This window comes from Acinetobacter sp. TUM15064, assembly GCF_008980265.1.
In the GTDB taxonomy this organism is placed as follows: Bacteria; Pseudomonadota; Gammaproteobacteria; order Pseudomonadales; family Moraxellaceae; genus Acinetobacter.
Window position 1 is genome coordinate 88,871 of record NZ_BKFU01000006.1, and the last position, 12,159, is coordinate 101,029.

Annotated in this window: 12 protein-coding genes; 8 read left to right on the forward strand and 4 right to left on the reverse strand. The window is 42.0% G+C overall.

Features of this window, described 5'->3' with window-relative positions; translation table 11 throughout:
* Window positions 1-27: 27 nt before the first annotated feature.
* Window positions 28-1,104 carry a PhoH family protein gene (locus GBI16_RS03495; protein ID WP_062032459.1) on the reverse strand — a complete coding sequence of 359 codons (1,077 nt, stop codon included), beginning with the start codon at window positions 1,102-1,104 and terminating at the stop codon, window positions 28-30.
* A 38-nt stretch (window positions 1,105-1,142) separates the two neighbouring features.
* Window positions 1,143-2,600, reverse strand: coding sequence for a tRNA (N6-isopentenyl adenosine(37)-C2)-methylthiotransferase MiaB (gene miaB / locus GBI16_RS03500; protein WP_086208920.1), 1,458 nt, complete (start codon window positions 2,598-2,600; stop codon window positions 1,143-1,145).
* A gap of 310 nt (window positions 2,601-2,910) precedes the next feature.
* On the opposite strand from miaB, the gene GBI16_RS03505 reads away from it, so the two are divergent.
* From GBI16_RS03505 to GBI16_RS03525, 5 genes are all read left to right on the forward strand, one after another.
* Window positions 2,911-4,878 (forward strand): lytic transglycosylase domain-containing protein, encoded by a 1,968-nt coding sequence (locus GBI16_RS03505; protein WP_086208919.1) that lies wholly within the window; start codon window positions 2,911-2,913, stop codon window positions 4,876-4,878.
* 66 nt (window positions 4,879-4,944) lie between these two features.
* A complete protein-coding gene (locus tag GBI16_RS03510) occupies window positions 4,945-5,559 on the forward strand; it encodes a ribonuclease I (RefSeq protein ID WP_228146990.1) in 615 nt (204 codons plus the stop codon).
* Between the two features lie 171 nt (window positions 5,560-5,730).
* On the forward strand, window positions 5,731-6,717 hold the full coding sequence (locus tag GBI16_RS03515) for a malate dehydrogenase (protein WP_086208917.1): 987 nt from the start codon (window positions 5,731-5,733) through the stop codon (window positions 6,715-6,717).
* A gap of 167 nt (window positions 6,718-6,884) precedes the next feature.
* Complete coding sequence (locus tag GBI16_RS03520) at window positions 6,885-7,145, forward strand: DUF2789 family protein (protein WP_086208916.1); 261 nt, start codon at window positions 6,885-6,887, stop codon at window positions 7,143-7,145.
* Window positions 7,146-7,250: 105 nt separating this feature from the next.
* A complete protein-coding gene (locus GBI16_RS03525; protein WP_086208915.1) occupies window positions 7,251-7,508 on the forward strand; it encodes a DUF2789 family protein in 258 nt (85 codons plus the stop codon).
* Between the two features lie 102 nt (window positions 7,509-7,610).
* On the opposite strand, the gene GBI16_RS03530 is transcribed toward GBI16_RS03525, so the two are convergent.
* Window positions 7,611-8,138 (reverse strand): hypothetical protein, encoded by a 528-nt coding sequence (locus GBI16_RS03530; protein WP_086208914.1) that lies wholly within the window; start codon window positions 8,136-8,138, stop codon window positions 7,611-7,613.
* 72 nt (window positions 8,139-8,210) lie between these two features.
* Window positions 8,211-8,813, reverse strand: a complete 603-nt coding sequence (locus GBI16_RS03535; RefSeq protein ID WP_086208913.1) for a 2OG-Fe(II) oxygenase — start codon at window positions 8,811-8,813, stop codon at window positions 8,211-8,213.
* 114 nt (window positions 8,814-8,927) lie between these two features.
* On the opposite strand from GBI16_RS03535, the gene GBI16_RS03540 reads away from it, so the two are divergent.
* The 3 genes from GBI16_RS03540 to GBI16_RS03550 are packed head-to-tail and all read left to right on the forward strand — an operon-like array spanning window position 8,928 to window position 11,761.
* Complete coding sequence (locus GBI16_RS03540) at window positions 8,928-9,785, forward strand: 23S rRNA (adenine(2030)-N(6))-methyltransferase RlmJ (RefSeq protein WP_086208912.1); 858 nt, start codon at window positions 8,928-8,930, stop codon at window positions 9,783-9,785.
* A gap of 44 nt (window positions 9,786-9,829) precedes the next feature.
* On the forward strand, window positions 9,830-10,657 hold the full coding sequence (pssA, locus tag GBI16_RS03545) for a CDP-diacylglycerol--serine O-phosphatidyltransferase (RefSeq protein WP_086208911.1): 828 nt from the start codon (window positions 9,830-9,832) through the stop codon (window positions 10,655-10,657).
* Between the two features lie 30 nt (window positions 10,658-10,687).
* Complete coding sequence (locus GBI16_RS03550) at window positions 10,688-11,761, forward strand: DUF6670 family protein (protein ID WP_110975923.1); 1,074 nt, start codon at window positions 10,688-10,690, stop codon at window positions 11,759-11,761.
* The last annotated feature ends 398 nt before the right edge of the window (window positions 11,762-12,159 follow it).

Sequence of the window (12,159 nt, forward strand, 5' to 3'; positions counted from 1 at the left end):
CATTTTAAAATGCCCGCAGGCTTTAACTTAATGCTGAGCATCAGCAGCGGCATCATTTTCAGCCACTAAGGCTTCTTGACGCGCTTTGCGTTCAGCACGCGCTTCAGCGGTTAAGCGATGTTGTTCTGCATCCCATCCCTCATAAGCTTCAACAATTTTTTGCACCAGTTGGTGACGTACCACGTCACGTGAGTGGAAACGGGTGATGTGAATTTCTTTGATCTTGTCGATGATGCGCAAAGCATGTGCTAGACCAGATTGCTGGCCACGTGGTAAGTCGACCTGTGTGATATCTCCAGTAATCACTGCACGTGAACCAAAGCCTAAACGTGTGAGGAACATTTTCATTTGTTCAGGTGTGGTATTTTGCGCTTCGTCTAAAATCACAAAAGAGTGGTTTAAGGTTCGACCACGCATATAAGCCAGTGGTGCGACTTCAATCACCTGACGTTCAATCAGTTTGGCCACTTTTTCAAAACCAAGCATTTCATACAAGGCATCGTAGAGTGGACGTAAATACGGATCTATTTTCTGGCTTAAATCACCTGGTAGGAAACCCAGTTTTTCACCTGCTTCAACGGCAGGACGAACCAATAAAATCCTTTGAATTTCGTTACGTTCTAGCATATCGACTGCGGCTGCAACGGCGAGATAGGTTTTACCTGTACCCGCAGGTCCAATACCAAAAGAAATATCACTTTGTAGAATACGCTGCACATAACGCTTTTGGTTAGCACCGCGTGGATTGATACGACCTTTACGGGTTTGAAGCCACACTTCATCTAAACCAGTGTGCTCTTGCCCATCAAGGTCTTCTTGCAATTCACGGTCAGTCTGACTGCCTTGAATCATGAGGTGTAAGGTGTCGGCACTGATTTGTACCGTATTTTCTGCTTCTTCATGCAGGCGATGGAGCAGACCTTCTGCTCTCTCAACTGCATCCATTTCACCATCGACATAAAATGCATCACCTCGATGGGAAATAGTGACATCTAAACGCTGTTCGATTTGTTTCAAATGACCGTTATAAGCACCGAGCATGCTCTTTAAACGTTCAATTGAAACCCCAGGAAAAGTTACTGTACGTCGAATCGCTGCAGTCAAGAGAATTCCTTTAAGTAGTCAGAATCTATTCCCTTACATTACGCCACGTCAGGCTCAAGATTCAAGAGTTCGCCATAAACAAAATTCAAAGTTTTAATCTCTGTCACTTCGATTTCTGCGAAACGTCCGACCCATGCTGCATCACCAATAAAACTCACATAACGAGTGTTATCCGCCGTACCAATCAGTAGGTTTGGATCTTTATCCGAAACTTTCTCGACCAAAACGCGTTGAATCGTGCCGAGCATGGCATCGGTCTTTTCAATACTCGATTGTTTAATCCACTTTTGGACTTTGGATAAACGTTCTTTTTTCACGTCTTCAGAAGTGGTGTCTTCAAGCTCAGATGCAGGTGTACCCGGACGTTTTGAGTAAACAAAACTATAGGAATGGTCGAAGTCCATGTCTTTGATAAATTGATAGGTTTCTTCAAAGTGTGCATCGGTTTCACCTGGGAAACCAATGATAAAGTCACTCGATAAATGCATGTCTGGGCGAACTTTGCGTAACTTGGCAATTTTGTCGATATAGACGTCAATGGTGTGGTTACGTTTCATGGCTTGCAACACATCATTTGAACCGCTTTGTACAGGCAAATGTAGATGCGATACCATTTGTGGTAAATCACGGTAGCACTGAATCAAGTCATCATTAAACTCAAGCGGGTGTGATGTGGTATAACGCAAACGACCAATCCCTGGGATTTCTGCAACAAGACGTAACAAGTCTGCAAAAGTACAGATATTGCCTTCGAATGTTTCACCGCGGTAACCATTCACGTTTTGACCTAATAGCGAAATCTCACGGACGCCTTTTTCGGCTAAGGTGGCAATTTCAGCTAAAACGTCATCCAGCGGACGAGAAACTTCTTCACCACGGGTGTAGGGCACCACACAGAATGAACAATATTTTGAACAACCTTCCATAATTGAAACAAAAGCCTTGTAACCTTCCACACGCGGTTCAGGTAAAAAGTCGAATTTTTCGATGTCAGGGAAAGAAATATCTACCAATTTGATTTTTTCTTTCTTGGGTTTTTCGATTTGATCAAAGTGCTGATCGAGCATTTGTGGTAAACGGTGCAAGGTTTGTGGACCGAAAATCATGTCGACATAGTTGGCACGTTTTTGAATGTTGTCGCCCTCTTGAGAGGCCACACAACCACCGACACCAATGATCAGGTCAGGGTTTTTGTCTTTCAGCTTGCGCCAACGACCCAGCTCAGAGAACACTTTTTCTTGGGCTTTTTCGCGAATCGAACAGGTATTCATCAGTAGAATATCGGCTTCTTTCGGGTCTTGGGTCAGTACATAGCCGTGTGAGTCGCCCAGTAAGTCTGCCATACGGTGACTGTCATACTCATTCATCTGACACCCTTGCGTTTCGATATACAGTTTTTTAACTGATCCATCGGTGGCTGGGGTGTGCTGTGGCTGGGTGACAGTGTTTTCTGAGGCAGCTTGGGCACCATTTGGAATGAAGGTTTGAACCGTCATGTAGGCTCCTAAGGGGGATAAATCTAGGTTTTTTGTGTCTGATCGGTATCTGTGGCGGCGAAAGCAGGGCTTGGCTAGCGACAAAAATGCTCGATCAAGCACCATTTGAAATCTACGAAAGGCGCATATTTTAGCAGGAAATCTGAATAAACTTATAGCTTTAAATCTGAAGCTAAAAAGATTGATTTGTGAAGTGAAAATACAGGAAAATTAATATTGTCTAATCATAAGGTTACATAAGAGAACAATAGAGTCTGTTATGAGTTATTAAACTAATCAAAATGATGAGACGAGACTAGGCTATACAAAGATGACAGAAGGCACACCCATGTTAAAACGATTACAGAATAAATATTATCAAGTGTTTGCGTTGGGTGTAGCTGCCTTGGGTTTATCTGCAGCGACACATGCCGCAGATGAACAATTCAATGATGCTTTACGCGCAGCCAATACGGGCAATGTCAGCTTGTTGCAAGAATATCAAAGCAGCATGCAGGGTGATGTCTTGGGCTATTACCCTGAATATTGGCTATTAAACAGTAATTTAGCGTTGCAACCAGCGGCCAATATCGTGGGCTTTGCACAGCGCTATCCTCAGTCCGCGATGGCTGAAAAATTGGCAGCAGACTATATTGAAGAAAAAGTCAAAATGGCTGACTTTACTTCCGCACAGCCAGTATTGGCGTATGTGTCTAATGCAGACCAAGCAGAAAGCTGTGCTATGGCGCAAGTCCGCGCCAAGTCGGGCGACCCTTTGGTTTTCGCCGAATATAAAGATGTTTGGCTCGCGACCAATTCACAACCTGAATCATGTACTGGGCTGGGACGCATGATGCTATCGAGCCCTCTCATGACGGAACAAGACAAGCAACAACGTCTATGGGCGCAGCTACGTGCAGGGCAGTCAGGTCAAGCGATTGCAACTGCACAAACCATCGGTATGAATTTGTCTTTGGCGCAGCTGAATAGCATTCAAGCTGATCCACTGAACTATCTATGGTCAGCACCGAAAGCATCGGCTGTAGATCAAGCATATTTAATTTATGCCATTGGCCGCTTAGCCGATAGTGATCTAAATACTGCATTGGCTTCGGTAAAGCGTGCTGCTGAGGGTACCCCTGAGTCGGTGCAAAAAGCGTTGTACCGTGCTGTGGGGTATATCGGTGGCACAACTGTCATGAAAAATAATTTTAATGTGGAGGTATTACAAGCCTTCGATCGGAGTTATGGTTTAGCACTGAGTGAAGAAGAAGCCGAAATTTATGCACGCCAAGCCATTCGCTTTGGTGCATGGGAGAGCGTGATTCGTGCTGTTGATGGTATGAGTGTGACGCAAAAACAAGAAGATCGCTGGCAATATTGGTTAGCCCGAGCTTCAGAACAACGAGGTGATGCAAAGTCAAAAGCCTTGGCGCGTGAGATCTTCAAAAAATTGTCAGTAGGTGACGATTATCATAACTTATTGGCAAAAGATCGTATTGGACAACGTTATCAGACCATTCCTGCGAATACCCAACCGAGCAATGCTGACATACAACGTTTGAATCAGGATATTCATTTTAGCCGTGCTTTTACACTGCGCAATGTCAACGCACCAGACAATTATGTCAACCGTGAGTGGAATTGGGCGGTCAGACAAGCTTATTTAAAACAAGATGATGGTTTAATTTTAGCTGCAGCAAAACGGGCAACGGAGATGGGGTGGTATGACCGAGCAATCTATGCGGCCGATCGAACAGTCAAGCAACATAACTATAGTTATCGCTATGCCATGCCACACCAAAGTTATGTGGTGAGTCACAGTCGTAATGCAGGCATAGATCCTGCATGGGCGTATGGGCTAATGCGCCAAGAAAGCCGCTTTGTCACCCATGCTCGCTCGCATGTCGGGGCAGGTGGCTTGATGCAAATCATGCCAGATACGGCAAAATTAGTCGCAAGACAAATGGGTGAAACCTATAATCCAGCCGCACTGAGTGATATGAATACCAATGTACGTTATGGCACTTTCTATCTGTCCATGATCCAAAGTCAGTTAAGCAATAATCCAGTGTTGGCGACAGCAGGTTATAATGCGGGTCCGAACCGTGCACGTCGTTGGCAGCCTGAAAATCAGGCCATTGCAGCGGATCAATACACGGAAAGTATTCCACTGACTGAAACCCGAGATTACGTCAAGCATGTGATGAGTAATGCCACGCATTATGGTGTTTTGCTTGGCCAAGGACCGCAGTCCATTACTCAGCGCATGCAAAATATTCCTTTTAAAAGTCAATAATAAAGGTCTAGACATTTTATGGTTTTGATGTCACTCCCATCAGTCTTAACGCAAAAACTACTGCAGATGATTGGTAGTAGTCTTGTTTTGGGATTTTTTACGACATCTGCTCATGCAGCACCGACGGTATTTGGTTATGTGATGGAAATTCAAATGACACCCGCCGTGTGTATGTTCGATAACCAAGGCTCGAAAAAACGGAAGTGTCTAGAGGGTTATTCACTCAATATTACGGGTTTATATCCTGAAACCACCACACGGGAGTGTCAGACCAATTCTTCTGCGGTCCTTTCTCCGCTTCAAACCAAAGTCGTGGCGAGAGTCATGCCTGATGAACATGCGCGCCGCCAGTTATGGGCAGAAATTGGCGGTTGTGTGCCGATGAATGCCAGTCAGTATTTCCGTAATGTGATTAATTATGCAGAGCGTTTAAAAATTCCTGCAGATTTGACTTCTTCTGAAAATAAAACCGCACAGCTCAATACACTGCGAGGGCAATTTCAACGTTTAAACCCAGGGCTACCTGCAAGTGGGCTACGTTTTAGCTGTCGGACACAACGACAAACCAACATTTTGACCGAAGTCAAGGTCTGTTATAAACCCAACGGTCAGTACAAAGCTTGTGCAGAGAATATTCAAGAAAACTGCCCAAGTTCCTTTGCGATCAAAGGTTCTTACTAATCTCTTTTTCTAAATTAATTTATATTTCCTATCATACTTTTGTTGGAATTCATTCTCTTTTACATGCATCTGCCAAAGTATTGGAGTACAATCTTTGCCGTTTATGATTATTAAGATTAGATAGAACAGCTATTTAATCATATCTAACGTTCCTCAAATGGAGATAAGTACATGAAGCAACCTGTTCGCGTTGCCGTTACTGGCGCAGCTGGTCAAATTGGTTACAGCCTATTATTCCGTATCGCTAGTGGCGAAATGTTAGGTAAAGACCAACCAGTTATTCTGCAATTGTTAGAAGTTCCTTTTGAGAAAGCTCAAGCTGCGCTTAAAGGCGTAATGATGGAATTAGACGACTGTGCTTTCCCATTATTGGCTGGCATGATCGGTACTGATGATCCTAAAGTTGCATTTAAAGATGCTGACTACGCGTTATTGGTTGGTTCACGTCCACGTGGTCCAGGTATGGAACGTGCTGACTTATTGAAAGTGAACGGTGAAATCTTCATTGGTCAAGGTCAAGCACTAAACGAAGTTGCTAGCCGTGACGTTAAAGTACTTGTTGTGGGTAACCCAGCAAACACCAATGCTTACATCGCAATGAAATCTGCTCCAGATCTTCCAGCGAAAAACTTCACAGCAATGTTACGTCTTGACCACAACCGTGCCTTGACTCAACTTGCTCAAAAAGCAGGTGTTGCAGTTTCTGACATCGAAGACATGACTGTTTGGGGCAACCACTCTCCAACAATGTATGCTGACTACCGTTTTGCAACTGTGAATGGCGAAAGCTTAAAAGACAAAATCAACGATGCAGCTTGGAACAAAGATGTGTTCCTTCCAACTGTTGGTAAACGTGGTGCTGCGATCATCGAAGCACGTGGTTTGTCTTCTGCTGCGTCTGCTGCAAATGCTGCAATCGACCATATGCGCGATTGGGCTCTTGGTACAAACGGCAAATGGGTAACAATGGGTATTCCTTCTGACGGTTCTTATGGTATTCCAGAAGGCGTAATGTTCGGTTTCCCTGTAACAACTGAAAATGGCGAATACAAAATCGTTGAAGGTCTTGAGATCGACGAATTCAGCCGTGAGCGTATCAACTTCACTCTGAACGAGTTAGAAGAAGAACGTGCAGCAGTTGCTGACATGGTTAAATAATTTAATCGAACTGATTAAGTTGAAAAAGCACTCCATTTCGGGGTGCTTTTTTTATACAAATGCTTTATTGAACAAAAAATAACATGCTGAGATATAGACACAACTGACTAAAAAATAAGCATACCTTAATCTGTAAAGGTATGATCAAGGGCTTGAGGAGAACAATGATGTTTGATCAACAACCGACTTTAGAACTTTTATTTGAGCAATTGGGGCTTGATGCAAGTGCGGATGCGATAAATCAGTTTATTGACACACATCAACTCACTTCAGATGTTCCATTGCATAAAGCACCTTTTTGGTCTAAAGCACAGCATGATTTTATTATCAGCAATTGGAAAAAAGATGATGAATGGTCATTGGTCGTTGACCAGTTAAACGAGCAATTACACACAGAAAATAAACTTTCGGGTTCGTGTCATTTATAATCACAAATTGAAACAACAAACCTAGTTTTAAGACTAGGTTTTTTTTAAAAATACATATAAGTTAATTCAATAATAATTGACAATAGTATTGATAAGGAGGGCGAGATGCTCAATCAACACAAACCATCCTTAGAGCTTTTATTTTCTCAACTGGGACTTGCTAATAGTGCAGCTGCCATTGAGTTATATATTCGTACGCATCAACTACCCGCTCATCAATCTTTACATGATGCAGCGTTTTGGAATCCAGCACAGCGTGCATTACTCATCAGCCATTTGGTGCAAGATGATGACTGGGCGATTATGGTCGATGAACTCAATCAACAACTGCACTTAGATGCTTATAAGCTTCAAACAGCTTAAATGAATGATCACAACTGAAAGCAACACGGTCTTTGAACTATAAAAAACGCCTGATCACAGGCGTTTTTTATTCTTTAGATGTATAACTTGGATGCCCACATTTTAGTGCAATTTACTTTGTATGAGTTTGATAAACCAATCTTCTTGATGGAAGCTGATAAAAGCGGCATGTTCACGCAGTAAAATGAAATCAAACTCTGTACTTTTTGCATATTTTCCAAGCCAGTGTCGTGCCAATGCAGATTCTTTTCTACTCACAGAGGCGTAGGCCAAAAACAGGTAAATATCACCCTGACCATAGCTGGTCAGTGGTTTTAAAATTTGCTGTGTAATCAACGCAAAGCGATCTTCTTTGGTGATTTCAAAGTACAGCATATATGCCTTAGCAAGATGCAAAGACAAATTGAGGTACAAAGACAGAGGCATTTCCTCAAACTCAATTCGACCTTGCTCAAGTAATACCACCGCTTCTTGTAAGAAGTGGACTTGCTCTTGGCGCAGTTGGCTCAGTGTGACTAACTGTAAGCGCAAATCAGCACGCTCAAGTGCTAATTCAGGGCTATTGCCTTGTAAGTAGAGTTGGTCTGTTTCACCAATACGCTGAATAATGTGTTGACTGTTGGCACGCATCGGTTACATCCTCCTCAATGAATGTTCAGTATATGAGGATGCTTTTTACAATTTAAAGTCTTATTGCCTGAATCACAGAATTGTACTGTCACTACGTAACCATGCGGTAATTGATAAACGCTGATGTTTGGCTTTTAAAACCTCATGTAGCAAGTCACTTTGAAACAGTGCGATACGATTTGGTTTGGGTTGCAGTACATGCCAAATGTTATTTTTATCTTGTAGATGAAGCTCACCTCCCCAGCTGTCTTGCCAGTCTTCATGTAAGTAGTAAACTGCAGAAATCATACGACCATTTTTACCTTGAGGATTATCACGGTGTAGTGCATAAAACTCGCCGGCGTTATAGCAAGCAAAATGCGCTTCGACGTCCCGAATACCAAGATAAAAAGCACGGTTGAGCTCATGACCTAAGCTAAAAAGGGACTGTACATGTCGATTGGAAATGTGGAGTTCGGGATGTAACCATAAAATGTGATCACTACGGATCTTACTGATGACACCGTTTTGAATAGCGGCTTCACGAAAGCGGTTTAAGTTCGAAGTGCATTCTTCAATGAGTTGATGTACATAGTCATCAGAGTAGGCGTCATCAATGATGGCAAAACCATGTTGATCTAAATCATCTAGGATTTGATCAACATTCCAAGACTTTGGGAGAAGAACTGCTTCCATAACATAAAACCTAAAAGACAAAGAAAAGCCGCTGTTATTCTAGTGTAAGAAAGCTGTCTGAACGAAACTATTTTTCATGCTAAAATACTCATTGATTTTAGGAATAATACAAACATGAATTACCGTCACCATTTCCATGCAGGCAACTTTGCCGATGTCATGAAGCATGTTCTTTTGCTTCAGATTTTGACTCGCCTCAATCAAAAAGATAAACCGTATCGTTATATTGATACGCATGGCGGTGCTGGTAAATATGATTTATCGACTTCAGAAGCACAAAAGTCAGGTGAGTTTTTAAATGGCATCCATCGTTTAGTGAAACTAGATGATTCAATCAAGCGTAATGCGCCTGAAGGCGTTCAGCAGTATTTAAAAATTGTTGAAAAAATGCGTGAAGGTTCAGGTAAAGGTGCCTATCCTGGTTCGCCGTGGTTTGCATTAGAAGGCATGCGTGAAATCGACAAAGCCACTATTTTTGAAATGCAGCGTGATGTATTCCAACAGTTGTATTACAACGTTCGTGATAAACGCGCGGGTTTGCATGAGCGCGATGCGTATGAAGGCTTACTCGGTGTCATTCCGCCTAAAGAAAAACGCGGTTTGGTGATGATTGACCCACCTTATGAAGTTGAACGTAAAGACTTTCCACAGTTAGTGGACCTGATTGCAGCAGCACATAAAAAATGGTCAACAGGGGTCTTTGCGATTTGGTATCCGATTAAAGACCGCGCGATGATTGAACGTTTTGAAAAGAAAATGATTAAAACGGGTATTCGTCGTCAGTTGATTTGTGAAGTATGTGTTTGGCCAGATGACACTCCAGTGGGCTTAAACGGCTGTGGTCTATTGGTGATTAACCCGCCTTGGAAGTTTTCCGAAGATGCCGATGAGGCGTTACAGTGGTTATTCCCGCATTTACGTATGAGTGAAAATGGTGGTCATGCTGCTGTTCGTTGGTTAGTTGGCGAATAAAGACAGACTTAAAGAGAAAAAGGCTACATTAGGATCGACAGAAAATGACAAATATAAATAAACCTGAAAGCGAATCTACTCCACGCAGTGTTCCCAGCTTTGATGGGATCACTTTCGAGGTGGAAGAAGAAGAGCATACACAGGAAGGTCAAAAAGTAAAACGTCGAGGTATTTATTTGTGGCCGAACCTGATTACAACGGCAGCGTTGTTGTCAGGCTTTTATTCCATTATCGCTAGTATGAATGGTAATTTCCAACAAGCGATTTATGCTATTTTCTTAGCAGCATTGTTGGATGGCCTAGACGGCCGTGTGGCACGTGCAATCGGTGCGCAGAGTGCTTTTGGTGAGCAGTATGACTCTTTGTCTGATTTACTTGCCTTTGGTGTTGCGCCAGCGATTTTAATGTATAGCTGGAGTTTGGATTCGCTGGGTCGTATCGGTCTAGCGTGCTGTTTTGTCTATACCGCATGTGCTGCGTTCCGTTTAGCGCGTTTTAATGTGCAAATTGGTGTAGTCGATAAGCGTTACTTTATTGGTGTGGCTAGTCCGCTTGCAGCCATTATCATTATTTCATTGGTTTGGGTCGGGCTCGATTTTCCTGAAATTTTTGATATTCGTGAGCGCGGTATCCAAGCAATCAGCGCTGTAGTGATTGTTTCTGTTGGTCTATTGATGATTTCGAATATTAAGTATTATTCATTTAAAACAGTAGATCGCAAGCGCGTTCCATTTTTTGTTCTGCCGATTGCAGTCTTTATTTTTGCAGCAATGACCTACAATATTCCTGTGGGTATTTTGGTGATTTCCTTGATTTATGCGTTATCTGGATTTGTTACGACATTTTTAGCACGAAGCCAACAAAACCCATGATGAGTTAATAATATGTAGAAGGAGTGCGATATGTGGTTGTTCCAAGATTTTCTCGATCAGTCTAAACAACTTAATCAAACTCCTTCACGGTCTTTGCCTGCCTACCATCCGCCCAATAAGAAATACAAAATCATTCATCAGGCTGTAACCATTCCTAACCTTCCTGCACCATTACATTACTTAAATTTTTTGAGTATGATCGGGCAGCCCAACACGCCTATGCTTCGGAATAACAGTGCGATTCGAACCACAGCACTAGACACAGCAACGGTTCTAGCCAGTAGCAGTCCGCATATGGCAGGTCAACTGAGTCGCTATTCTATTTCTGCTGAATGTGCTTTTGAAAAACAACAATTTAAATTTGCAAACAAAGAACACGTTATAGGTGCATTTCCTAAATTTCAGATTCAACGAAAAGATAGTGAACTAAGCTTTGAGATAGAAGTTATCACCACACCCTTGATTTCTCATTTTACCAAGTTACGTTTTGGCTTAGCTGAACATTGGTCGGTGATGTGTCAGTGTCATGGCGAGGTAAAATACAAAGGACAACACTATGACATAGATCAACTCGGCGCATTTGAATATGGGCGCAGTGTTGACTTTAGTTATGTCCCTTTAGCTTTTTTTACATATCAAATCATTAATCTAGCAGATCAACGTCAGCTCTTATTAGAGCAAATTCGGGATTCATTTAATCGAGTCGTTCAGTCACGGATTTATTTACGTGATTTAAAAAAGCAGCAGACTTCCATGTTTGACCAAATGGTACGCTTTCAAGTTCATCGTGTTTATCCTGCTGTGAAAACGCCAAATGGGCAAAAAATGTATTTACCACGAGAGTTTGAATGGTGTTATCAAGGTGAGCAGGGATATCGGATACATATTTGCGCACAGAGCCGTGGAGACTTTAAGTTTGGCTTAGCAGCAGGTTATGTAGGAAGCTTTAAATATCAAGTCAAAATTGATAACTATGAGGAAAATGGTGAAAGTGGCTACTGTGAATATGTCGACTGTCGTGCTTTAAAGTGGCAAGAACATAACTCACAAGAAAAAATACGCAATGAAATTGGAGAAATTGTTCCCTTTTCACTCAAGAAATAAGAAAAAAGTAATATTTTGCCGAATAAATAAACAAGTAGAAGTTTTTTTATAAATAATTGAGAGAAGGGGGTTGCAAGGGGATAGAAATGCTGTAGAATGCACATCCATCGGCGGTGATGAAGATTAAAACTTCTGATAAAACAGCAACTTAGTTAAAATTGATTGAGTTGGGTTTTAGAAAGAGAGTTTAAATTAATTTAAATTACCAGTTGACTTTTAAGAGATTGAGAGTAATATAGCCGACCTAGCTTGATGGTGACGAACCATTGAGAAGATCATTAAGAGATTATGAAGAACAACTTGTGTGGATTTTTACTGATTGATCGATCGAAAATATTTCATTGATTGATGGTAGAAATTACTCGAAGTTTATTTGAGCGAATTTTTAGTCAGAAAAT

What these genes read in the sequence shown, in the direction of transcription:
- miaB (WP_086208920.1), bottom strand. Translation starts at nt 2,600, where the DNA reads ATGACGGTTCAAACCTTCATTCCAAATGGTGCCCAAGCTGCCTCAGAA.
- GBI16_RS03505 (WP_086208919.1), top strand. Translation starts at nt 2,911, where the DNA reads ATGACAGAAGGCACACCCATGTTAAAACGATTACAGAATAAATATTAT.
- GBI16_RS03510 (WP_228146990.1), top strand. Translation starts at nt 4,945, where the DNA reads ATGATTGGTAGTAGTCTTGTTTTGGGATTTTTTACGACATCTGCTCAT.
- GBI16_RS03515 (WP_086208917.1), top strand. Translation starts at nt 5,731, where the DNA reads ATGAAGCAACCTGTTCGCGTTGCCGTTACTGGCGCAGCTGGTCAAATT.
- GBI16_RS03520 (WP_086208916.1), top strand. Translation starts at nt 6,885, where the DNA reads ATGTTTGATCAACAACCGACTTTAGAACTTTTATTTGAGCAATTGGGG.
- GBI16_RS03525 (WP_086208915.1), top strand. Translation starts at nt 7,251, where the DNA reads ATGCTCAATCAACACAAACCATCCTTAGAGCTTTTATTTTCTCAACTG.
- GBI16_RS03530 (WP_086208914.1), bottom strand. Translation starts at nt 8,138, where the DNA reads ATGCGTGCCAACAGTCAACACATTATTCAGCGTATTGGTGAAACAGAC.
- GBI16_RS03535 (WP_086208913.1), bottom strand. Translation starts at nt 8,813, where the DNA reads ATGGAAGCAGTTCTTCTCCCAAAGTCTTGGAATGTTGATCAAATCCTA.
- GBI16_RS03540 (WP_086208912.1), top strand. Translation starts at nt 8,928, where the DNA reads ATGAATTACCGTCACCATTTCCATGCAGGCAACTTTGCCGATGTCATG.
- pssA (WP_086208911.1), top strand. Translation starts at nt 9,830, where the DNA reads ATGACAAATATAAATAAACCTGAAAGCGAATCTACTCCACGCAGTGTT.
- GBI16_RS03550 (WP_110975923.1), top strand. Translation starts at nt 10,688, where the DNA reads ATGTGGTTGTTCCAAGATTTTCTCGATCAGTCTAAACAACTTAATCAA.